The 24,758-nt window shown below is 32.6% G+C and carries 20 protein-coding genes and 1 riboswitch; of the genes, 2 read left to right on the forward strand and 18 right to left on the reverse strand.

Annotation, left to right across the window (positions count from 1 at the left end):
* Positions 1-46: 46 nt before the first annotated feature.
* Positions 47-217, reverse strand: a riboswitch (Lysine riboswitch).
* Positions 218-340: 123 nt separating this feature from the next.
* The 4 genes from thrS to nrdR all read right to left on the reverse strand — a co-directional run bounded on the left by thrS (position 341) and on the right by nrdR (position 5,421).
* Entirely contained in the window at positions 341-2,269 is a 1,929-nt protein-coding gene (gene thrS / locus ER639_RS05850; protein WP_129064836.1) for a threonine--tRNA ligase, read from the reverse strand.
* A gap of 360 nt (positions 2,270-2,629) precedes the next feature.
* The gene (gene dnaI, locus ER639_RS05855) at positions 2,630-3,550 is read right to left on the reverse strand and encodes a primosomal protein DnaI (RefSeq protein WP_129064837.1); all 921 of its coding nucleotides are present in this window, start codon (positions 3,548-3,550) and stop codon (positions 2,630-2,632) included.
* A gap of 1 nt (position 3,551) precedes the next feature.
* Positions 3,552-4,952: a replication initiation and membrane attachment family protein gene (locus ER639_RS05860; protein WP_129064838.1), complete on the reverse strand. Its 1,401-nt coding sequence runs from the start codon at positions 4,950-4,952 to the stop codon at positions 3,552-3,554.
* Between the two features lie 7 nt (positions 4,953-4,959).
* Positions 4,960-5,421: a transcriptional regulator NrdR gene (gene nrdR, locus ER639_RS05865; RefSeq protein ID WP_129064839.1), complete on the reverse strand. Its 462-nt coding sequence runs from the start codon at positions 5,419-5,421 to the stop codon at positions 4,960-4,962.
* A 123-nt stretch (positions 5,422-5,544) separates the two neighbouring features.
* Between nrdR and ER639_RS05870 the strand changes: the two genes are divergently transcribed.
* On the forward strand, positions 5,545-6,258 hold the full coding sequence (locus ER639_RS05870; RefSeq protein WP_129064840.1) for an SGNH/GDSL hydrolase family protein: 714 nt from the start codon (positions 5,545-5,547) through the stop codon (positions 6,256-6,258).
* A gap of 35 nt (positions 6,259-6,293) precedes the next feature.
* Here ER639_RS05870 and ER639_RS05875 read toward each other — a convergent pair whose 3' ends face one another.
* From ER639_RS05875 to ER639_RS05915, 9 genes are all read right to left on the reverse strand, one after another.
* Positions 6,294-7,298 carry a glyceraldehyde-3-phosphate dehydrogenase gene (locus ER639_RS05875; RefSeq protein WP_129064841.1) on the reverse strand — a complete coding sequence of 335 codons (1,005 nt, stop codon included), beginning with the start codon at positions 7,296-7,298 and terminating at the stop codon, positions 6,294-6,296.
* Positions 7,299-7,477: 179 nt separating this feature from the next.
* On the reverse strand, positions 7,478-8,077 hold the full coding sequence (gene coaE / locus ER639_RS05880) for a dephospho-CoA kinase (protein WP_129064842.1): 600 nt from the start codon (positions 8,075-8,077) through the stop codon (positions 7,478-7,480).
* 8 nt (positions 8,078-8,085) lie between these two features.
* Complete coding sequence (mutM, locus tag ER639_RS05885) at positions 8,086-8,952, reverse strand: bifunctional DNA-formamidopyrimidine glycosylase/DNA-(apurinic or apyrimidinic site) lyase (RefSeq protein WP_129064843.1); 867 nt, start codon at positions 8,950-8,952, stop codon at positions 8,086-8,088.
* Positions 8,953-8,954: 2 nt separating this feature from the next.
* Positions 8,955-11,576 (reverse strand): DNA polymerase I, encoded by a 2,622-nt coding sequence (gene polA, locus ER639_RS05890; protein ID WP_129064844.1) that lies wholly within the window; start codon positions 11,574-11,576, stop codon positions 8,955-8,957.
* Positions 11,577-11,762: 186 nt separating this feature from the next.
* Positions 11,763-13,481, reverse strand: a complete 1,719-nt coding sequence (gene pnpS / locus ER639_RS05895) for a two-component system histidine kinase PnpS (protein WP_129064845.1) — start codon at positions 13,479-13,481, stop codon at positions 11,763-11,765.
* On the reverse strand, positions 13,474-14,187 hold the full coding sequence (locus tag ER639_RS05900; protein WP_129064846.1) for a response regulator transcription factor: 714 nt from the start codon (positions 14,185-14,187) through the stop codon (positions 13,474-13,476). The genes pnpS and ER639_RS05900 overlap by 8 nt, the downstream gene beginning before the upstream one ends.
* A gap of 139 nt (positions 14,188-14,326) precedes the next feature.
* Positions 14,327-15,253 carry a malate dehydrogenase gene (gene mdh, locus ER639_RS05905; RefSeq protein ID WP_129064847.1) on the reverse strand — a complete coding sequence of 309 codons (927 nt, stop codon included), beginning with the start codon at positions 15,251-15,253 and terminating at the stop codon, positions 14,327-14,329.
* Positions 15,254-15,328: 75 nt separating this feature from the next.
* Entirely contained in the window at positions 15,329-16,591 is a 1,263-nt protein-coding gene (gene icd, locus ER639_RS05910) for an NADP-dependent isocitrate dehydrogenase (protein WP_129064848.1), read from the reverse strand.
* A 63-nt stretch (positions 16,592-16,654) separates the two neighbouring features.
* Positions 16,655-17,773 (reverse strand): citrate synthase, encoded by a 1,119-nt coding sequence (locus tag ER639_RS05915; protein ID WP_129064849.1) that lies wholly within the window; start codon positions 17,771-17,773, stop codon positions 16,655-16,657.
* A 230-nt stretch (positions 17,774-18,003) separates the two neighbouring features.
* Here ER639_RS05915 and ER639_RS05920 point away from each other — a divergent pair, with 230 nt between their 5' ends.
* Positions 18,004-19,389 carry an amino acid permease gene (locus ER639_RS05920; RefSeq protein ID WP_129064850.1) on the forward strand — a complete coding sequence of 462 codons (1,386 nt, stop codon included), beginning with the start codon at positions 18,004-18,006 and terminating at the stop codon, positions 19,387-19,389.
* 96 nt (positions 19,390-19,485) lie between these two features.
* Here ER639_RS05920 and pyk read toward each other — a convergent pair whose 3' ends face one another.
* From pyk to ER639_RS05945, 5 genes are all read right to left on the reverse strand, one after another.
* Positions 19,486-21,243: a pyruvate kinase gene (pyk, locus tag ER639_RS05925; RefSeq protein WP_129064851.1), complete on the reverse strand. Its 1,758-nt coding sequence runs from the start codon at positions 21,241-21,243 to the stop codon at positions 19,486-19,488.
* 55 nt (positions 21,244-21,298) lie between these two features.
* Positions 21,299-22,258 (reverse strand): 6-phosphofructokinase, encoded by a 960-nt coding sequence (pfkA, locus tag ER639_RS05930; RefSeq protein ID WP_129064852.1) that lies wholly within the window; start codon positions 22,256-22,258, stop codon positions 21,299-21,301.
* A 151-nt stretch (positions 22,259-22,409) separates the two neighbouring features.
* Positions 22,410-23,378: an acetyl-CoA carboxylase carboxyl transferase subunit alpha gene (gene accA, locus ER639_RS05935; RefSeq protein WP_129064853.1), complete on the reverse strand. Its 969-nt coding sequence runs from the start codon at positions 23,376-23,378 to the stop codon at positions 22,410-22,412.
* On the reverse strand, positions 23,378-24,235 hold the full coding sequence (gene accD / locus ER639_RS05940; RefSeq protein ID WP_129064854.1) for an acetyl-CoA carboxylase, carboxyltransferase subunit beta: 858 nt from the start codon (positions 24,233-24,235) through the stop codon (positions 23,378-23,380). Before accD ends, accA begins: the two co-directional genes overlap by 1 nt.
* A gap of 4 nt (positions 24,236-24,239) precedes the next feature.
* Positions 24,240-24,671 (reverse strand): FadR/GntR family transcriptional regulator, encoded by a 432-nt coding sequence (locus tag ER639_RS05945; protein ID WP_129064855.1) that lies wholly within the window; start codon positions 24,669-24,671, stop codon positions 24,240-24,242.
* Positions 24,672-24,758: the final 87 nt, after the last annotated feature.

Here is a 24,758-nt window from a genome sequence, read left to right on the forward strand (position 1 = left end):
AAAATTGAGTACGTATGAGATACGTACCCAATTCAAATAATTTATCTAAATCAGTAGCGCATCACATACGTGACAGTCTAACACTTATTCAATGTTAGCCCAGGGTATCTTATCCATACATTAAGACCCTTCGGCACTGTTTCCTTTCAATAAACTTCGTTTATGCGTATGACATATCCATCCATTACTCATAAACAGTGCGACCTCTACTTCCATATAGGAATATTAAGTTATGTACAAATATACACGATTTTATGTGTATATGCAAGAGGATTTTTAAAATAATTGATGAATGGTTATCATTCTCTCTTTATATACCCTCTTTTTTGAACATTAATCTTTATTTTTTTAAACGAATTTCATCAATGATAGACCAAATAAATTCATCACGTTCCATTGTTTTTGATTCTTTTCTACCATATTGACGAACATTAACTTCTTTATTTTCAACTTCTTTATCACCAACAACGATTTGATATGGCACTTTATGCATTTGCGCCTCACGGATTTTGTATCCCATTTTTTCTTCACGATCATCAATATGACAACGTACACCATGTGATTTTAATTCATCGTATAAACTTCTTGCATAGTCATAATGTACTTCGTTAGATACTGGAATAATTTCTAACTGATTTGGTGCTAGCCATAAAGGATATGCACCTTTATATTCTTCAGTTAAGAATGCAACGAAACGTTCCATTGTTGAAATAACACCACGATGAATAACAACAGGACGATGTTTCTCACCATCACTACCAATGTATTCTAAATCAAAACGTTCTGGTAATAAGAAATCCAATTGTACTGTAGATAAAGTCTCTTCTTTACCTAAAGCTGTTTTTACTTGTACGTCTAATTTAGGACCATAGAATGCAGCTTCCCCTGGTGCTTCTTCATAATCTAAGCCCATTTCATCAACCGCTTCTTTAAGCATTGATTGTGCACGTTCCCACATTTCGTCATCTTGGAAGTACTTTTCAGTATCTTCTGGATCACGGTAACTTAAACGGAATTTGTAATCTTTAAATTTAAAGTCATTGTATACATCTATTACAAGTTGTACAACACGGATAAATTCTTCTTTAATTTGATCTGGTCGTACAAAAATATGTGCATCATTTAAAGTCATACCACGTACACGTTGTAATCCACTTACCGCACCACTTGCTTCATAACGGTGCATTGTACCAAGCTCTGCAATACGAATTGGTAATTCACGGTATGAATGTGGTTTATTTTTATAAACCATCATATGGTGTGGACAGTTCATTGGTCGTAATACCATTTGCTCATTATCCATATCCATTACAGGGAACATGTCTTCTTGGTAATGATCCCAGTGACCAGAAGTTTTATATAAATCTACTGAACCCATTACAGGTGTATAAACATGGTCATAACCTAACGCCACTTCTTTATCAACAATATAACGTTCTAATTCACGGCGAATTGTAGCTCCATTTGGTAACCATAATGGTAAACCTGGACCAACTAATTTACTTGTTGTAAATAACTCTAATTCTTTACCAATTTTACGGTGATCGCGTTCTTTACGCTCTTCTAATACTTGTAAATGTTCTTTTAAAGCTTTTTTATCAAAGAATGCTGTACCGTAGACACGTTGTAACATTTTATTATTCGCGTCACCTCTCCAATAAGCACCAGCAACAGACAATAATTTAAATTCTTTAATTTTAGCTGTACTTGGTACATGTACACCACGACAAAGGTCAGTAAATTCACCTTGTGAATAAACTGTTACATTTTCATTTTCAGGAATAGCATCAATTAATTCTTGTTTATAAGGATCATTTGCAAAAATTTGTTTCGCTTCTTCACGAGAAACAACACGGCGTTCAATTGTAATATTTTCACCAACGATTTGACGCATTGTTTTTTCAATTAGAGGTAAATCTTCTGAAGAAATTTTGTGTTCAGTATCCACATCGTAATAGAAACCTTCTTCAATAACAGGTCCTACACCAAAATAAACTTCACCATACATACGTTTTAAAGCTTGTGCCATTAAATGTGCAGTTGAATGACGTAAAACTTCAATACCTTCTTTTGATTCTGGTGTAATGATTTCAATGTCACCATCAACTTCTAATTTTGTAGATAAATCTACCATTTGACCGTTAAACTTACCTGCTAAAGCTTTTTTTCTTAAACCAGGGCTAATTGACCCTGCAATTTCATCAGTTGTAATGCCACTCTCAAATGACTTTACGTTACCATCTGGAAACTTTACTTGAATTTCACTCATATTATCCCTCTTTCTTTTATTTCATAAATAGTTAATAAATACAAAAAGACCTCCATCCAACAAGGGACGAAGGTCTTTTCCGCGGTACCACCCTATTACTGCAATGCAGCAACTCTAATACACGTTAACGGGTGTCACCGGACATCTATTAAATGTCTAACATAAGGGAGTAATCATCATACCGTTTGACCAAATTCTCAGCAAACATTGGCTCTCTAAACAAACAAATACAATCATCATATCCTTAAAAATTTATATTCATGAAATTTTTGTAATATTGTTACTATTATTATACATAATCTAAAAATTTAATCAATACTGAAATTTAAATCAAAGAAGAATCCTACTCAACAATAATAATCATTCATTTTCATGACGATAGTTTTTTCCATTAAGCTCAAATGGCTTACTTAGCGTCATCACGCGCTCCATTATACGATGTGCCTTTGTCGTTTCATCGCCTTGGCGTGTTTTTTGGAAATGGTATGTTAATTCATCAAAATTAAAATTAGAACTAAAAAATGTCGGTAATTGCTCAATCATTCGATAATTTAAAATTGGACCAATTACTTCATCACGAACCCATGGTGTTACATCTTCTGCACCTATATCATCCAGCATTAACACTGGGCTTTTCTTTACAGCATCTAATTTTTGCTGATAACTTCCGTCTTTAAAGCCACCTTTTAATTCACTGATAAACTCTGGCACATATAAAATGGTCGTATGAATCGCTTTTTGTTTTAATTCATTCGCAATTGCACATAAAATATAAGACTTACCCGTCCCAAAGCTCCCATAAATATACATCCCTTTTACGTTTTCACCTTTAGCAATACGTTTACAAATTTCTATTGCTGCCTTAACGATGGTTAATCGATCTGGATGATCCATATCAATGTCTCTCAACTTCGCATTTAATGAATCTTTCGGCATATGAATTGCCTTTAAGTATTGATTCATTTTTTTTGCTTCATTTTCTATTCGCTTTTCCTCACATAAATGATAAGTCACTTTAATATGACCTTGTTCATAAACTAATTTTGGTAAGTGATACATGACAAAATTATTTTTACATTCTTGCTCACAATCATGGCATTCGTGAATTTGATCTTTAAATTCTTGTAATTTAAATAAATCTCTCTCAATAACATCCTCTGGGATTTGGTTTTTATCAATAAAATCACGAATCGATGGATCTTGAACAATTTCATCTTGAATCTTCTTAACTTGTTCAAATAAATTACGATTCATATTAAGTACTTCACTTAATGGTTTCATATTAATCCTCCTCCCACATTTGATCTAATTGTTTCAATAATTTTAATTTCTCAACTTCATCCACATTGGTTTGCTTTGTTTCAGCGTTTTCTTTTTTCAAATTTTGCTTTTCATTTTTAGCATTTGATAACTGTTTGTCAGTGAGCCATTTTGGCGTTTTTTCAATAGAATTTACCGCATTACCATTTGATTTTTGATAATAATTCTTGTTGTTTTGCTGCTTTTTCTTTTGTTCAATTTTTTTACTGTATTCATATGCTTCTTTAGCAGATTTCAAATTTAACTTCTTCCAATTCGAAGCAATTTCTTCGATATATGCTTGAGGTAACTTTCGATCATTCGTCAATAGCACATATTGTAGCAATACATTGACAACCCCAAACGGTAATCTTTCACGTTCAAGTAAATTTTCAATCATTCGTTTTTGTTTCAAAGTTGGTTCCGCTTCAAACAAACCAGTCAACATTTCTACAGGGCTCGTCGTATCCATATATTCAAACCAATTGAGAAGAGAAGATGCTTTTTTACCACTTGATTGCTCTAAATGATCAGCTTGTTGATTACTAGCAACCTGTAAACTCGGTAACGCACCATCATGTTCTATCGTATAATAATCTCTAGCATTTTTACGTAAATCTTCATGTGAAATAGTTTGATTTGCAGTTAAAGCTTTTAAGACAATTTGCTTCATTTCAACAGGACCCAAGTTATATAACATTGCAAGTTGCGTAATTAACTGTCTTGTTTTTTTGTCCAATTGAGACTTAGATATTAAGTGTTCATTTAACAACATTTCTAACATATCAAAATCAAACGTTTCTTGGTGAATAGGAATGCCATATGATGCACTATTTTTAAGTAGCGACATATTATCATGAAACAAATGCTTTTCAGGCTTTTTCGGCGCAGCAAAGACATCCATATACTTACTAGAAACATCACGATAATTTGAATAATCAATTTGTTCAGTGATATATCGTTGTTTTAAAGTTTGAAATCGTGATTGCCCTACTTGTTGATATAAGAATACTGTTAGCATTGGGTCATTGAAAAATTGATCGGGTAACACAGGCGAAATACATTTGTAAACATATTCAATCGTTTCATTTTCAAAAGTGATATATGTTTTTAATAAGCCAATGGCTTCTAATTTTTTTCTCAATGCTTCAAAGTGCTGTAAATTAAAATGTAGTTCATTTAAAAATAAATAATGTGTGTGTCCACTACTTTTTTGACTAAAATCATCTAAAAATTGACCTAAGTAATGATATAAACCGATACATTCTAAACCAATCAAAGGCGCATACAATGTATTTAATACATCTTTTGTAAAGTGTGTTTGTACATAGTTTGATGTAACAACAAATTTATCTGCTGGTTGTAAACTTTTATAATAATTCATAACATCCCTACTTTGACGTTTCGTTCAAAATGCCTTGCATTGTACTTAAAAGTTGATCCACATCTTTAAACTCTTTATAAACAGATGCAAATCTAACATAAGATACTTGGTCAATGTGCATCAACTTATCCATCACACGTTCACCAATATCATTTGTTGAAACTTCTGTTTTACCTAGTTCACGTAATTCCATTTCTACTTGATTTGTTAATTGTTCTAATAAATCATATTGTACTGGTCTTTTCTCACATGCACGAACAAGGCCATGTAACACTTTATCACGATTGAAAGCTTGTCTTGTGCCATCTTTTTTTACGACGATTAAAGGTTGTAGTTCAATACGCTCAAAGGTAGTAAAACGCGTATTACATTTTTCACACTCTCTTCGACGTCTAATCGCAGTCATATCATCAGCATGCCTTGAATCGATAACTTTAGACTGGTTGTAACCACATTTCGGACATTTCAAGACAATCACTCCATTTCATAGTTATTGTTTCATTATACATGAATCAACTACATTTAAAAATCGATAAGATTACACCGAATTGGGTATACTTAATGTATCAATTACAATTTAAAAGGAGCATTTATGAGACCAAAATACATACATTTACCAAAATTAGAAGAAGGCAATCCTGTAAACAAGTTAAGAGAAAGTTTTAATAGAAAAAATGAAGCCATTTTATATCATCATGATCCTGTGGGTATTGTTTTTATCGGTGATTCCATTACAGATTATTGGGATTTAGAGGGTTATTTTCAATTAAATAATCAAAAACGCATCATCAATCGTGGCATTGGAAATGATCGTACACAGTTTGTTAAGCATCGTTTTGAAGCAGATGCTATACAACTTCAACCCGATTGGATTGTATTATCTATAGGCATCAATAATACTAAACCATTGGATTTAGACCAAAGTGAATCCAATCAACAAAAAATAAAAACACAAATATTATCTGATATCGAGTCCATGATTAATCAAGCCAAAACAAATCATATTAATATTGCTGTAACATCATTGACTTCAACTAATCGCCCTCATTTAGAGGGCTTTAAGGTAAGATCTGTTCTAGTCAAACATATCAATGAATCCATTCATCAATTATGCCAGAAACACCAAATTACATTTATCGACTACTACACACCAATGACGTTAACAAAAGATGGCATTGATTACTTAAAACCTGAACTCACAGATGATGGATTACACCCACATGTACTCGGATATGATATTATGGCAAATGTTATTGAAAACACGTTTCAAAATCAATATGAAATCAAAAGAAAATCCAACGCTTAAAAGCGCTGGATTTTTACTTATATTAATAAAAATTATTAAGCTAATTTTTCTCCCATTTGACGCGCTAATTCTACAACGCGAGTAGAGTAACCCCACTCATTGTCATACCAAGATAATACTTTTACTTTATTACCTTCCATTACGATAGTTGATAAACCATCAACAATAGAGCTATGTGGATTTGTGTTGAAGTCAACAGATACTAATGGTTCAAAAGTGATATCTAAGATACCTTTTAATTCGTTTTCACTCGCTTCTTTGAATGCGTTATTGATTTCTTCAACAGTAACTTCTTTTTCTAAGTCAACTACTAAGTCAACTAAAGATACATTTGTCGTAGGAACACGTAAAGCCATACCGTGTAATTTACCTTCTAATTCAGGTAATACTAATGACAATGCTTTCGCTGCACCAGTAGAAGTTGGAATAATACTTTGAGCACATGCACGCGCACGACGTAAGTCTTTATGTGGATTATCTAAGTTCTTTTGATCATTTGTATAAGCATGAACAGTTGTCATTAAACCATTCTTAATGCCAAATTTATCGTTTAATACTTTTGCTACAGGCGCTAAACAGTTTGTAGTACAAGAAGCGTTTGAAACTACATCAAAAGTTTCAACGTCTAAAGAATTGCAGTTTACACCACGAACAATTGTTTGAACATTTCCTTTACCAGGTGCAGTTAATAATACTTTCTTTGCTCCTGCTACTAAATGGCCTTTCGCTTTTTCAGAATCATTGAATTTACCAGTTGCTTCGATAACGATATCGATGCCTAACTCTCCCCAAGGTAATAATTCAGGATTTCTTTCAGCAACCAATTTAATTTCTTTTCCATCTACAATTAAACCATTTTCAGTTGGCTCAATGCTTAATGGAAATTTACCATGAGTTGTATCATATTTAATTAAATGTGCAAGTGTTTCAGGTGGGTAACTCGCGTTGATCGCTACGATATCTAAATTTTTGTCTAATGCAGCAGCACGAAATACCATTCTTCCAATTCTACCTAAACCATTGATTGCAACTTTTGTCATTTTAACTACCCCTTCATCAAATAAGTTATACTCAAATATGTAAATAGTATAACACATTTAATATTGTAAGGAAGCGTTTTCTTGAAGTTTTTTAAAGTTTTAATTTTCAGATTTCAAGTGTATTTTTCCAACAAAAAAGAAGCCAAACATACAACATGGTTTGACTTCTTATTTGATTATTAAACGTTTAATGTTGTTCTCTCTTGAATCACTTGATCGATTTGATGATATAAATACTCTATTTCTAGATTATTATCAATAACCACATCAGCCAGATTTCGTTTTTCATCAATTGGCATTTGTGATTTAATGCGAATTAGTGCTTCGGATTCAGTCAAATGATTCCTACGCATCAATCGCTCTAATTGTATATTTTCTGAAGTATAAACGAGCCAAACTTCATCAACAGTATTTTGTAATTGATTTTCAAAAAGTAATGGAATGTCCATAATCACATACTCATGATGTTTAAGTGCTTTATTTTTCTCTTTTTCCATAATTTCTCTAACGATTGGATGTACAATTTGATTAAGTTGTTCTCTTTTTTGGCTATCTGCGAAAATTATAGCACCTAATTTTGCACGATCTAACGATTGATCATGCATTAAAATGGATTTACCAAAAGTTGCCACAATTTGATTCAATCCATCTGATCCTTTTTCCACTGCTTTTCTTGCAGCAATATCTGCATCAACAATGGGAAAACCTTTCTTTTTTAAATAGGCACTGACCGTTGATTTACCTGTTGCAATACCACCTGTTAATCCAATAACTTTCATATTAACACCTACCTTTGGCACGTTGCACAATAATGAGAATTTCGACCAGCAATCACAATATGTTCTATATCACTTCCACAATAACCACATTGTTTTTTACCGTATACATAAAAACGATTTTGCATTTGACCACTTTGTCCATTGACATTACGATAATCTGAAATCGTCGATCCCCCATGCTCAATACCTTCTTGTAATACACGTTGTATCGCTTTAAATAATTGGATACAATTTTCCTCATTGAGCGATGCTACCATTGTATTTGGTAAAATACCCGCATGAAACAATGCTTCACAAGCGTATATATTGCCACAACCACTTACAACAGAATGATCCATAATCACACTTTTAATGGGTTTATTTTGAAACTTCTTCTCATTTAATCGATTCATAAAGTAGTCTTGTGCAACTGGCTCGAAAGGTTCTGGTGCAATTTTCTGATTAAACAATTCAAATTGTGCTTCATCCATCAATCTCATTTCACCAAATCGCCTTATATCTGAATACACTAAAATCTTATGATTAAGTTGGAATTGTACATGCCAATGCTTTCGAAAGTTATCAACTGGAATATCATCAATTGTATCTACAATAAAGTATCCACCACTCATACCAAGGTGACTCACTAAATAAATACTGTTGTCATGTTTATTAATTTCAAAGATTAAATATTTACTGCGTCTATTTATACTAATAATTTCACCATTAATTAGACCCGCTTTAAATGCTTTTAAATGCATATCTTTTAAAATGGTTTGTTTATGATTTTTATGACCCTCAATCACTTTATCCGAGAAAGTGATTTTAGATATTTGTTGATGTAAGACGGGTGTGAGACCACGTCTTACATGTTCTACTTCTGGTAATTCGGGCATTCTTATTTTGCATCATACCAAGTAGCACCATAATCATATTCAACTTCTAATGGCACACTTAATGATAATGCTTCCTCCATGATTTTTTTAACGAATAAACTAAATGCTTCAATTTCTTCTTTAGGTACTTCAAAAATCAATTCATCATGCACTTGTAATAACATTCTCGCTTTAAATTGCGTTGACTTCATCTCTTGATCAAAATGTACCATTGCCAATTTGATAATATCTGCTGCACTACCTTGAATTGGCGTATTCATTGCAGTTCTCTCAGCAAAGCCTCTTAAATTAAAGTTTCTGCTTGTAATATCAGGTATATATCTTCTTCTATTTAAAAGTGTTGTCACATAACCATTTTGTTTGGCTGATTGAACGATATCATCCATATATTGTTTTACATTGCCAAATGAAGCGAGATAGTCATCTATAAATTGTTTTGCTGCTTTACGCGTAATACCTAAACTTTGGCTCAAACCATAATCACTAATACCATATACAATACCAAAGTTGACTGCTTTAGCTTGACGACGCATATTACTATCCACTTGATCTTTTTCCACATCAAATACTTCCATTGCCGTCTTTGTATGAATATCAATATGATTTGTAAATGCCTCTTTCATACTTGGATCATCAGTAATATGGGCTAAAACCCTTAACTCAATTTGTGAATAATCGGCAGCAAAAATGACCCAATCTTTCTCACTTGGTACAAATGCTTTTCTAATTTTTCTACCTTCTTCAAGTCTTATCGGTATATTTTGCAAGTTTGGATCAATAGATGATAATCGACCAGTTTGAGCTATAACTTGATTGAATCGTGTATGAATTTTTTGGTCTTCACCTATTAACTTTTGTAAGCCTTCAATATAAGTTGATTGTAATTTTGATAAAGTTCGGTACTCTAAAATATATTCAATGATAGGATGTTGACCTTGAAGCGCTTCTAAAACATCTACAGCCGTAGAATAACCTGTTTTAGTTTTCTTAATCACAGGTAATTTTAATACTTCAAATAACACTACCCCTAATTGTTTAGGAGAATTAATATTAAATGTTTCTCCTGCAGCTTCATGAATATTTTTAATAAGGCTATCTAACCTTTCTTGAATTTCACTTTGCATCTCAACTAATGTTTCTTTTTCAACTTTAATCCCTTGCATTTCCATTTTTGCAAGTACAAGTGATAACGGCAATTCCAATGTATCATGTAAGTTTAATTGTTCTGATGCTTCTAATTTTTCTTTTAATATTGGATAACTCGCATCAATTGCATCAATTTCATTAGCTATATGCTGATGTAATACTTCTGTTTCAGGTATTTTTTTCTTAGCACCTTTACCAAAAGTATGTTCATCACTTTCTACATATGTTAAACCTAAAGGATGTACCATTGCTTTTACATCTGAAACTGTTTGAGATGGATCAATGATAAAACTCGCAAGCATTGTATCGAATTTAATGCCCAAAACTTTAATATTTAATCGATCTAATGTACATACTAAAGCCTTGGCGTCATAAACAACTTTTGAGATATGTTCATCGTTCAATGCTTTAATAAATGATGCATTATTCTTAATTTCATCTCTATTCACAATAAATATTGCATCATCCACTTTAATACCTAAAGCTAAAATTTCCGAAGTTAAGTAATTTGCTTCATAAGTTTTCATCATTAAAGTTAAACTTGTAGCTTCACTGAAGTCGAATGCATTGAAATCATCTTGAATTGTTATTTCTTTCTCACTTTCAATATCGCTGACTGTATCCATTTGATCTAGCATTTGTTTAAACTCTAATGACTTAAACAATTCAATTTTAGCTTTATTATCATGTTCAATCATTTTTGTGTCTGCTAAATGAATGGTAATTGGCGCATCAGTGTTAATTGTTGCAAGTTGTTTACTCATTAACGCATCATCTTGATGATTTGTTAAATTTTCATTGAGTTTCTTTGCTTTAATGTTTGAAATATTAGCAACAACATTTTCAACCGTACCATATTCAAGCAATAATTTAATTGCTGTTTTTTCACCGACGCCGGGAACGCCAGGTATATTATCTGATGCATCGCCCATTAATCCTTTTAAGTCGATGATTTTTTCAGGTCCGAAACCATACTTTTCTTCAATAAATTCAGGTGTGTATTTATCGATATCAGTTACACCTTTTTTTGTATAATAAACAGTAACATATTCATTCACAAGCTGCGTTAAATCTCGGTCACCTGTAATAATAATGGTTTCCATTTTTTGATCAAATGCTTCTTTAGACAAAGTACCAATAATATCATCTGCTTCATATTGATCTAATTCATAATGTTGAATATGATAACTTTCAGCTAATTTACGAATATAAGGAAACTGCTCACTTAATTCATGTGGTGTTTTTTGACGTCCACCTTTATAGTCTTTATATGTATCATGTCTAAATGTTGTTTTTCCTGCGTCAAATGCAATCAAAAAATGCGTAGGTTGTTCGTCTTTAATAATCTTTTCAAGTAATAAAGTAAAACCATAGATTGCATTCGTATGAATGCCACTTGAATTCTTTAATAAAGGTAATGCATAAAATGCACGAAATGCTAAACTGTTGCCGTCGATTAATATTAATTTCTCTTTCATAAGCGCCTCCTATAGTAACATTTCTATTTTATCACACCTTAAAAAAAACAAAAAAAAATAGACACATAGTTGAAAAGGATTGCCGAAGCAACCCTTTTTAACTCTTCAAAATGAAGGGGTCTATACATATATAGTACTTTATGATTATTATTAAATAGTAAATTCAATGTAAATATTGTGTAAATTTTAAGCTAAAGGGAATATCACTCTAAACATAGAGCCTTTCCCTAGTTCACTATCTACTTCAATATCTCCATTAAATACTTCAACGATGTGCTTAACAATGGCAAGTCCTAAACCTGTACCGCCTGAATCTCTACTTCTCGCTTTATCAACACGATAAAACCTTTCGAAGATTCTTTCTCTTTCTTCCTCATCAATACCAATTCCCTCATCTATGATTTCGATAATGGCATGTGTGTCCGTTTTCTTTACATGTACAGTCACTTTTGCATTTTGAGGAGAATAATTGATGGCATTACTTAATAAATTAATGATTACTTGCTTTAACTTACTCGGTTCAGCTGAAATAAAGACATCCTTTTCTAATTGAATATCAAATTCAATTTGCTTCTTATCTGCTAAAGGATGCATCACTTCAATACTAGAAAATACCTTTTTAGAAACATTTACTTTAGACATCGTAAAGTGATTCGCTTGTTCAATTTTGGATAACTCTAACAATTCACTCACCAATACTTGTATACGATTGGATTCTTTTAAAATAATGTCTAAAAACATATCTAACGTTTCTGGATTTTCCTTTGCACCATCTAATAATGTTTCCGTAAATCCTTTAATACTTGTGATCGGTGTCTTTAACTCATGAGAAACATTTGCAACAAAGTCTTTACGCATTTGCTCTAGAGTCTTAAGTTGTGTAATGTCATGTAGTACAATGACGACACCTTCTAATTTCTTTCTCGTTCTACTTAATACTGGTACGACTGCTGCGTCAAAGTATTTCGTATGTACATTAACCTTTAATGCTAATGTCTCATTAATTGGTTTTTCTGTAATTAACGCTTCTTTAATCATGCGTTTTACTTCATGTATTTTAATGATTTTTTCGTAATGTGCGCTCTTTATCGCTCGGCCTTTATTAAAGAGTGTTTCATACATTTCATTCACAATTACTACTTCACCGTGATTATTAACAAGCATCGTAGCAGAAGGAATATTTTGTAACGTTGTTTCTAGTCGATTTCGTTGCAACTTTTGCTCATTATTTAAATCTTGTAAAGTCCTAGCGAGAATATTAGTACTTATATATAAATCTTTCGTTTCGGTTACACTACTCTCTGGGACACGCACTTTATAATTACCATCCGCTAATAATCTAGAAGCATATGTCACTTCATTAATCGGCTGAATATAACTTTTATTAATATAACGTACAATGATATAAATAATCGGTAAAAGAATAAGTAATATGATAAAAATATAAGTCCATAACTTGTTCTTCATTAAATTAATATCATTAAACTGGCTAATAACATAAATTTTATATTGTTCTTTTGTAATATATAGCATTCTAGATTGGCTCTGTTTACCGTCGTAAATATATTTTTTCGCGTTTGGTTTAAGTGTTTGATAATTTTGAAATGGCGTTGTAAATTTACTGACTTTCACACGTTCGGTTTTAAACAAAATGTCATTATTTTTCTTTAAAATCAGTACTTGGTTATGATTCAATATATCATAGTTTTTTAAATGTGTTTTTGTATGTGCAGTACTTTGATGTATATTTGACTCTAAATCTTTAACAATACTCGTCAAAACACGTTGGTTAGTCATTTGCATTTCATTACTTAAAGCATTATGTACAAAGAATCCAAGTAAAATAAAGCTTACAACTAAAATGGTTGTAAGCAAAAATAATAATCGATTTTGAAATCTAATCATTGCGTTTAGGGTTCTCCAATTTGTATCCTAAACCGCGTACTGTTTTAATGTATTGTGGTTGTTTCGGATTCTCTTCAATCTTTTCTCTTAAATGACTAATATGCACATCAACAATTCTTGAATCACCAGCGAATTCATAATTCCAAACTGAATTTAACATGTGTTCTCTTGTAATGACACGACCTTGCCTTTCAATCAAATAAATCAGTAACTCAAATTCTTTAGGTGTTAAATCTAATAATTCTTCATTGCGATATGCTTCAAAATGTTCTGGTAAAATTCTTAATTTACCTATTTGAATTTCTTTTTTCTCTTCAACTTCTTCTACATGTTGAATGGCTTGTGCTCTTCTTAAAATTGCTTTAATTCTTGCAATGACTTCTCTTGGAGAGAATGGCTTTGTCATGTAATCATCTGCACCAAGTTCTAATCCAAGGACTTTATCAAACTCATCATCTTTTGCTGTTAACATTAGAATCGGCACTTGATTTTTTTCACTACGAACAGCTTTACACACTTCTACGCCATCCAATTTAGGTAACATTACATCAAGTACGACAATGTCAGGAGATTCTGTAAATATCTTATTTAATCCATCTTCACCATCATAAGCAGTAATTACTTCAAATCCTGATTGTTGTAAATTGTATTGTAACAAAGTAACAATTGATTGTTCATCATCAACGACTAATACTTTTTGACTCATTTTATCCCTCCAACTGTTCTTTCATACATATTATAAACTAAGTTAATTTCACAATGCTACATATTATCAATAAACTTAATCTTTACCACTTAAAATTTACACTATCTTTACAATTTAATTGAACAGTTAGAGCAAAATATTAAAGGATATTAATAATTTTTTGAACCGCTGCTTTTGAAGTATCTAATGCGAGCTTTTCTTCTTCTGATAAAGTCAATTCATAAATCTTTTCAATACCATTTGCCCCAATTAATGTTGGAACCCCTAAATATACATCATTATAGCCATATTCACCTTCTAAGTAAGCGATGGTTGGTAAAATTCTACGTTGATCAAATAATATCGCTTCTGCCATCTCCACACACGCTGCAGCCGGTGCATAGTATGCAGAGCCATTGCCTAATAAGTTTACGATCTCAGCACCACCATTACGCGTACGAACTACAATTTGATCTATCTCTTCTTTTGAAAGTAAATCCGTAATTGGAATACCACCTACTGTTGAATATCTAATTAATGGTACCATCGTATCACCATGACCACCTAAAACAAATCCAGATACATCTTTAACTGAAACATTTAATTTTTCAGCAACAAAACTTCTAAAGCGTGCAGTGTCCAGAATGCCTGATTGTCCAATGACTTTATTTTTCGGCAATCCAGAATGCTTATAAACCGTATAAGCCATCGCATCCACTGGATTTGTTAGAACAATAATCGTTGGATTCTTTGAATATTGCATGATATTTTCAGTAACTTGTATCATGACGTCTTTATTAATTTTCACTAAATCATCTCGACTCATACCAGGTTTTCTAGCAACACCAGCTGTAATAATAACGATATCAGAATCTTTCGTTGCTTCATATTCACTCGATGCAATAACGTTACTATCAACGCTTAAAATTGGTGTCGCTTCAAAAATATCTAAAGCAATACCTTTCGCTTTATTTTCGTTATCTGGAATATCAATTAACACAACATCCCCTAAACCTTTTTGAGCAGCATAAAGAGCTGCAGTACTACCAGTATGCCCACTACCTATAATTGAAATTTTTCGTCTCATGAATTATCCCCCATTAATCAAAAAAATAAGAGTGAGAAAGCGCTCTCACTCTTATTATATCAGTAATGTCATTAATTACATATTTTTAATTAATTCATCAGCAAACTCTGAACATTTCACTTCAGTAGCACCATCCATTAAACGTGCAAAGTCATATGTTACTACTTTAGAAGCAATTGTTTTTTCCATTGATTTTGTGATTAATTCAGAAGCTTCTTTCCAACCTAAATGATCTAATAATAATACACCACTTAAAATCACTGATGATGGGTTTACTTTATCTAAACCAGCATATTTAGGTGCTGTACCATGTGTTGCTTCGAAAATCGCATGTCCAGTTTCATAGTTGATGTTTGCACCTGGAGCAATACCAATACCACCAACTTGAGCTGCTAATGCATCACTAATATAGTCTCCATTTAAGTTCATTGTTGCAACTACATCAAACTCAGCTGGACGTGTTAAAATTTGTTGTAAGAAAATATCAGCGATTGAATCTTTTACTACTAATTTACCTGCTTTAATTGCTTCATCTTGTGCTTTATCAGCTGCTTCAGTACCTTCAGCTTCTTTTATTTTGTCATATTGTGCCCAAGTAAACACTTTATCTCCAAATTCACGCTCAGCTAAATCGTAACCCCATTGTTTAAACGCACCTTCAGTAAATTTCATGATGTTACCTTTATGCACTAATGTTAATGATTTACGACCTTCTGTTAATGCATAGTTAATCGCAGCACGTACTAAACGCTCAGTACCTTCTTTAGAAACTGGTTTAATACCAATACCTGAAGTTTCAGGGAAACGGATTTTGTTTACTCCCATTTCTGATTTTAAGAACTCAATAACTTTTTTAACTTCATCTGAACCTTCTTTGTATTCAATACCTGCATAAATATCTTCTGTATTTTCACGGAAAATGACCATATCTGTATCTTCAGGACGTTTCACTGGTGAAGGTACACCTTCAAAGTAACGAACAGGGCGTAAACATACAAATAAATCTAATTCTTGACGAAGTGCAACGTTTAATGAACGAATCCCACCACCAATAGGTGTTGTTAAAGGACCTTTAATAGCAATTAAGTACTCTTCGATTGTGTCTAAAGTAGCTTGAGGTAACCATTCTCCAGTTTCGTCAAATGCTTTTTGACCTGCTAATACTTCTTTCCATTCAATTTTCTTCTCACCATTGTATGCTTTCTCAACTGCTGCATCTAATACTCTACTTGCAGCATTCCAAATATCAGGACCAGTTCCGTCACCAATAATAAATGGGACAACCGGATTATTTGGTACATTTAATACACCATTTGAGTTTGTAATTTTTTCAGCCATTGATCAATTCCTCCAATTTTATTAAATACTTATTTATGTTTTATTTAATGTTAACAATAAAAATTATCTTTCTTCAACTGGTACATATTTACGACCAACTTCACCTACATATTCAGCACGAGGACGAATAATACGGTTATCTGAATATTGTTCTAAAATATGTGCAATCCATCCTGATGTTCTTGAAACAGCAAAGATTGGAGTAAATAAATCGTGTTCAATACCCATAGAGTGATATACCGTTGCTGAATAGAAATCAACGTTCGGTAATAGGCCTTTTTTCTCTTTTAAAATTTCAGCAATACGAACTGACATATCGAACAATTCTTTTTGTCCTGTTTCATCTGTAATTTTACGAGACATTTCTTTTAAGTATTTCGCACGTGGATCACCGTTTTTATAAACACGGTGACCAAATCCCATGATTTTTTCTTTGTTTTCAATTTTCTTTTCAATATATGCATCTACATTATCTAATGAACCAATCTCATTTAACATTTTCATTACTTGCTCGTTTGCACCACCATGTAAAGGTCCTTTTAATGCACCTGCAGCAGCACATACTCCTGAATATATATCAGTTAATGTTGAAACAGCGACACGAGCTGTGAATGTTGAAGCATTTAATTCGTGGTCAGCATGTAAAATTAACGCTTTATTAAAGCCTTCAACTTGAACAGGTGTTGGTTCTTCACCAAATAACATATATAAGAAGTTCGCAGCATAGCTTAAATCAGCTTTAGGTTTAATGACTTCTTTACCTTGTCTCACACGTGCAAATGCAGCAACTAATGATGCTACTTTCGCTTGAATACGAATCGCTTTATTCCAATGAGCATCTTCATTAAATTCATCGGCACGTGGATCAAAATGTGCTAAATAAGATAATGATGTTCTAAATCCAGTCATTGGATGCACTTGATCAGCTGCATATTCTTCAAAGTGTGAATACATACGTGGATGTAATGTCATATTTTCAATTAATTGACGCTTTAAATCTTCTAATTCCTCTTTGTTTGGTAATCTAAAGTTCCATAATAAAAATACAACTTCTTCAAATGAAGCATTTTCTGTTAAATCATCAATATCATAACCAGCATAAGTTAACTTATCTCCAACAATTGAACTAACACGTGTTGTAGAAGCAATTACGCCCTCTAATCCTTTAACCATCTCTGCCATATTTATTTCCCCTTTACGATAAATATTTTCCCATATATCGTTAATAATAACGTTTACATTTTTATTATAGCTAACGAAATTATGTTTGTGAATAAATTAAGCCCCTTATAATTTATTATTAATGGTGATAACTTTTGCTTATACTTGAATTTATTTTAAAAATAGTTTGAAATTTTTGATTATTCATAAGATAATGGTAAAGTAAAAATTTATTTGAAGGGGTTTTTATAATGTCAAATGGACAAAATGACTTACAACGTTCATTATCAAATCGCCACATTCAATTAATTGCAATTGGTGGTGCGATAGGAACAGGATTATTTTTAGGAGCTGGAAGTAGTATTCATAAAGCTGGACCATCAATACTTTTAACTTACTCAATTATTGGATTCTTTTTATTTTTATTTATGCGTGCATTAGGTGAATTATTATTATCAAACTCGAATTATCATTCATTTACAGATGTTGCAAGAGACTATTTAGGAGATTATTGGGGATACGTTACTGGATGGACGTATTGGTGTTGTTGGATAGTTACTGGTATGGCAGAAGTTACTGCTGTTGCAAGTTATGTTCAAAACTGGGCACCAGATTTTCCAACTTGGTTAACATCATTAATTACTATTCTTGCATTAATGCTATTAAACTTATTGACCGCTAAATTATTTGGAGAATTAGAGTTTTGGTTCGCAATTATTAAAGTCGTTACAATTGTTGCACTTATTTTAACTGGTATAGTATTAATCGTTATCGGTTACAAAACACAATTCGGTGTAGCATCAATTTCAAACTTATGGTCACACGGTGGGTTCTTCCCAAACGGTGCAAGTGGTTTCTTATTCAGTTTCCAAATGGCAATCTTCAGTTTCGTTGGTATTGAGTTACTTGGTGTAACAGCTGGTGAAACAAAAGATCCAGAAAAAACATTACCAAAAGCAATCAACTCTGTACCAGCTCGTATTTTATTATTCTATGTAGGTTCATTAATCATCTTAATGAGTATTACACCATGGGATCAAATCGCACCAGATAAGAGCCCATTCGTAGAATTCTTTAAATTAATAGGTATCGTTGTTGCATTCCATATTATTAACTTTGTTGTTATTACATCTGCTTCATCAAGTTGTAACAGTGGTATCTTCTCTAACAGCCGTATGTTATTTAGTTTAAGTAAACACTATGCTGAAGGTGAAGGATTCTTCCAAAAAACAAATAAATCTGGTGTACCGGCAAATGCAGTAATTTTCTCAAGTGTATTATTATTTATCTCAGTATTATTAAACTACTTTATTCCAAGTGCAACGACAGTATTTGATATTATAACTTCTGTTGCTACAGTATTCTTTATCGTTATTTGGAGTATTGTTATGGCTAGTTATATGGTTTACTTAAAACGTCGCCCTGATTTACATGAAACTAGTAAGTTTAAATTACCTGGTGGTAAAAAAGCTGCTATTGCGATCAATACATTCTTTGTATTTATGTTCGTACTCGTTTATATTGAACAAGCAGGTAAGGGTATTGGTTACTTAACTGGATTCACAGCATTATTTATTGTATGGTTTGTCGGCTTATTCTTTGCATACAAACGCGTTTCAAAATCAGTTCAAAAATAGTTGATAGATTATTTATTAATGAATATAACAAACAAAAAATGCTTATCCGTTTAACAACGGATAAGCATTTTTTAATATATTAAATTATAAATGAAATTAGATTTTTGCATGACCTAAATATACTTTATTGTTTCTTGCATCAACAGTTACTAATGCACCATTTTCTAAACGACTCATCGCGCCTTCTACACCAACAATTGTTGGTTTACCTAAAGTTAATCCTACAACTGCTGCATGGCTTGTTAAACCACCTTCTTCAGCGACAACAGCCAATGCTTTTTCTAAATAAGGTACCATATCAGCATCTGTTGCTGGTGTCACAATAACAGCTTGAGAAAGGTCTTTATTTTCTAAGTCTTTTGCGCTGTTCGCTAATACAACGTGACCCACTGTAGCAGTTCTACCAATCCCTTGACCAGCTGCAATTTCATCACCGATTAAATGAATCTTCATTAAGTTCGTTGTACCAGCTTCACCTGTTGGAATACCTGCTGTAATGATAATTAAATCACCATTTTCAACAGTACCAGTTTCAATTGCCGCCTCAGCAGCTGAATTTAATAATTCATCTGTGTTTTTATCACCAGGTTTAACAACTGGAACAACCCCCCATACAAGTTGCATATGACGAGCTGTTTCTTCATAAGGTGTCATTGCAATAATATGTGAATGTGGGCGATATTTAGAAATTGTTTGCGCTGTATTACCACTTTCAGTAGCAGCAACGATTGTTGTTACATTTAAGTTCAATGCTGTATGTGCAACAGAAACCCCAATAGCATTCACCATTGATGGTTCATTTAATTTAGTTCGATCTGATAATAATTTTTTGTAATCTTGTGCTTCTTCTGCTGCAAAAGCAATGTTATGCATTGTTTTTACAGATTCTTCTGGGTATAAACCAGCTGCTGTCTCACCTGATAACATTACAGCATCACTACCATCATAAATTGCGTTAGCTACGTCAGATGCTTCTGCACGTGTACAACGTGGATTTCGTTGCATTGAATCTAACATTTGAGTCGCAGTAATGACTGGTTTACCTAGAGCATTACATTTACGAATTAATTCTTTTTGAACTAAAGGTACACTTTCAGCTGGAATTTCAACACCCATGTCACCACGAGCGACCATTAATCCATCAGAAACTTCTAAGATTTGATCAATATTTTCAATACCTTCTTCGTTTTCAATCTTAGGAATAATGTTAATAAAGTCACATTTACGTGCTTCTAAAATTTTGCGAATATCTAATACGTCACTTGCACGACGTACAAATGAAGCTGCAATGAAGTCGACACGTTGATCAATACCAAAGTTGATATCTTGTGCATCTTTTTCGGTAATACCTGGTAAGTTTACTTTGACACCAGGTAAATTAACACCTTTTTTATTTTTTAATTCACCTGCATTGATCACGTCACATACGATTTGACCTGACTCAAGTTTGATTTCTTTAACCGTTAATTCAATTAAACCATCATCTAATAAAATTGTTGATCCTACTTCAATATCATGAATTAAATTTTCATATGTCACTGAAAATTCTTCTGGCGTCCCTAAAACTTCTTTCATATTAATCGTAACTGTTGAACCCTTTTTAAGTTCAATTTTATCGTTAACCATATTGTGAGTTCTAATTTCTGGACCTTTAGTATCTAATAAAATTGCAACTGTTTTACCTAACTTTTGAGACACTTCACGAATTGTTTTAATACGTGCAGCATGTTCTTCATGACTACCGTGTGAAAAGTTTAAACGTGCAACGTTCATACCTGCGTTGATTAATTTCTCCAACATTTCTGGTGATTCAGAAGCTGGACCAATCGTACATACGATTTTTGTTTTTCTCATTTTAAATGGACCTCCATGTGTTTTTATTACCAAAACTAAGATTTATTTGAAACAATTAAATTGATAATTCATCCGATAATTCATACATTTTACGATCGATTTGATGTTCTCCTACAAAAATATCATCAAATGTTGTTTTCGTTAATTCATTCTTTTGAATACCAACCGCTAAACCTGTTTCATCTTTCATTAATAATTCAACAGCAAATCCACCTAAACGGCTTGCTAACACACGGTCTAAACCTGTTGGTGAACCACCACGTTGCATATGGCCTAATACTGAAATACGTGTATCAACATTGATGTATTTCTTTAATTCTTCTCCACATTCGTGGCCACTCATAACGCCTTCGGCAACAACGATGATTGAGTGTTTTTTACCACGTTCGATACCTTGTTGGATTTTATCTGCGATTTCTTTAATGTCCTTTTTCACTTCAGGAATTAATACTGTTTCAGCACCACCAGCAAGACCTGACCATAAAGCTAAGTCACCTGCATCGCGTCCCATGACCTCAATAATGAATGTACGCTCATGACTTGAAGCAGTATCACGAATTTTGTCGATTGATTCGATGATTGTATTTAAAGCTGTATCGAAACCAATTGTGAAGTCTGTACCATTAATATCGTTATCAATTGTACCTGGAATACCAATTGTTTTAATACCTTCTTCATTTAAACGTTGTGCACCGCGGTAACTTCCATCACCACCGATGACAACTAAACCTTCAATACCTAAAGCTTTTAAATTTTCAATACCTTTTTGACGTACTTCAGGTTCTTTAAATTCAGGACATCTTGCAGATTGTAAGAATGTACCTCCACGTTGAATTTTATCACCTACGTCACCAAGTTCTAATTTGCGAATATTATTGTGAACTAAACCATAATAACCTTGGAAAATACCATAAACTTCTACATCATGGTAAATCGCTTTACGTACTACTGCACGCACAGCGGCATTCATTCCTGGAGAGTCTCCTCCACTAGTTAATACTGCAATCTTTTTCATTGTATCTGCCTCACTTTGTTAGTTTGTTACTTATAAATTAACACAATTTAATAACGGATACCATTAAAACTCATTTGATTGCGAGATGTAAACGTTTTTAATTTTGAACATTTTTACGGTTTGTTCACAATTTCACAATTAACCGTTTTCATTATACATTTTCAGGGAATTTAGTTGTGGATTCAATTTGTCCAATAGATCTGTATTTATTAAATCGATCATTTACCAAATCATCTTTTGACATTTTTAATAAATCATCAAGTGTTCTTTTTAAAGCAATATCAATCCACTTGCTTTGTTGAATTAAATCAACATGTGCACCACCTTTTACTTCTTCAATCAATGTATCAACGATGCCTAATACTTTAAGATCAGGTGCAGTGATTTTCATACTTTCAGCTGCTAATTGTGCAAGAGATGCATCTTTCCATAATAATGCTGCTGCACCTTCAGGTGATATCACTGAATAAGTTGCATTTTCTAGCATTAATAAACGATTACATACACCTAAACCTAATGCACCACCGCTTCCACCTTCTCCTATTACAATTGAAATCACTGGTACTTTTAAACCTGCCATTTCCACTAAATTTCTAGCAATCGATTCACTTTGACCACGTTCTTCTGCAGCTTTACCTGGATAAGCGCCTTTTGTGTCAATAAAACAAATAATTGGTCGATTAAACTTTTCTGCTTGTTTCATCATTCTTAATGCTTTACGGTACCCTTCAGGATGAGCCATACCAAAATTTCGATAAATATTGTCTTTTGTATCTTTACCTCTTTGATGACCAATCACTGTAACGGGTATCCCATGATAATAGGCAATACCAGACACGATTGCAGGATCATCTCTAAAATTACGATCACCATGTAATTCAATAAATGATTCAAATAATTGACCAATGTAATCTAATGTTGTCGGTCTTTCAGACAATCTTGCAATTTGCACACGTTGCCACGGTGTTAAATGATTATATATTTCTTCAAATTTTTGTGCACGCGTTATTTCTAACGTTTTGATTTCATCAGACAAATCGACACTTTTTTCAATCATATATTGTTTTAATTCTTTTATTTTATTATCTATTTCTTTTAATGGCTTTTCAAAATCTAACATTATTTAACCCCTTTGTGATGCATTTTAAAGATTTCATATAATGTATTTTTCATATCATTGCGATGAACAACTTTATCTAACTGACCATGTTCCAATAAAAATTCTGCAGTTTGAAAATCTTCTGGCAATGCTTCGTTAATTGTTTGTTCAATAATACGTCTTCCTGCAAAACCAATCAAACTATTTGGTTCTGCAAAATTAATATCTCCTACAGATGCAAAACTTGCAGATACACCTCCAGTTGTTGGGTGTGTCATATAAGAGATAAATAATAATCCAGCTTCACTATGACGTTTAATGGATACACTCGTTTTAGCCATTTGCATCAATGATAAAATGCCCTCTTGCATACGTGCACCTCCACTTGCCGTAAATATGACAAATGGCAATTGATGTTGCGTACAGTAATCGATCGTATTACACATCTTTTCTCCGACTACTGTACCCATTGAACCCATTCGGAATCTTGAATCCATGACACAAATACCAAATGGTAATCCATTCATTTTACCAACACCCGTAACTACCGCTTCATTTAATCCAGATTTCTTTGTATCGGAATTTAACTTTTCAATATAATTAGGAAAATCTAAAGGATCATTACTTTTCATATCCACATCAAACTCAATAAAAGAACCTTTATCTACTAGTGCATCAATACGTTCGTATGCACTAAGTGCCAAATGATGATCACAATGAAAACAAACATTTAAATTTTCTTTAATTTCTTTTGTATACATGATTTTTTTACATTTTGGACACTTTGTCATAATCCCTTCAGGGACATCACTATCTTTCATATTTTGAACGGCAACGTATTTTTTCTTTTTACTACGTTTAAATATATCCTTAAACATGGTTTCACCCCTGGTTAATATTTTCGTATTGCTTTAATAACTTCCATATACGAGACATGATTGAATTATTTTGAAATACTTCATTTTCTTCATGAAACGTGCCTTCAACTGCTGCATATTGTTCAAATGCTGCAATACACTGTTTAATTTGTTCTTGTTGTGAACTAGAAGTAATCAAATAGCCTGCAATCAATTCAAATAATTGATGCTCACTCATTTCAGAAAGAAATGTGCCTTCGCCTCTTTTTGTATAAATCACACCTAACAATTCCATTGCGCGTAGAGCTTCTCTCACACTAGAACGACTGATCTTTAAAGATTCGCTTAAATAGCGTTCTGAAGGTAATTTATCACCAGATGAAAGTCCTTGATCTTTGATGATTTGTTGAATTTCAGTGACAACAGCGGTAAATCCTTTATCTGATAACTGACTCAAATGAATCCTCCTTAAGCATTTTTTAATAATAAATAATTAATTTATTAATTTATAAGCAAAATAATACATAAAAAAAACAAAAAAAAC

This window comes from Macrococcus sp. DPC7161 (genome assembly GCF_004117835.1).
Classification (GTDB): Bacteria; Bacillota; Bacilli; order Staphylococcales; family Staphylococcaceae; genus SDSC01.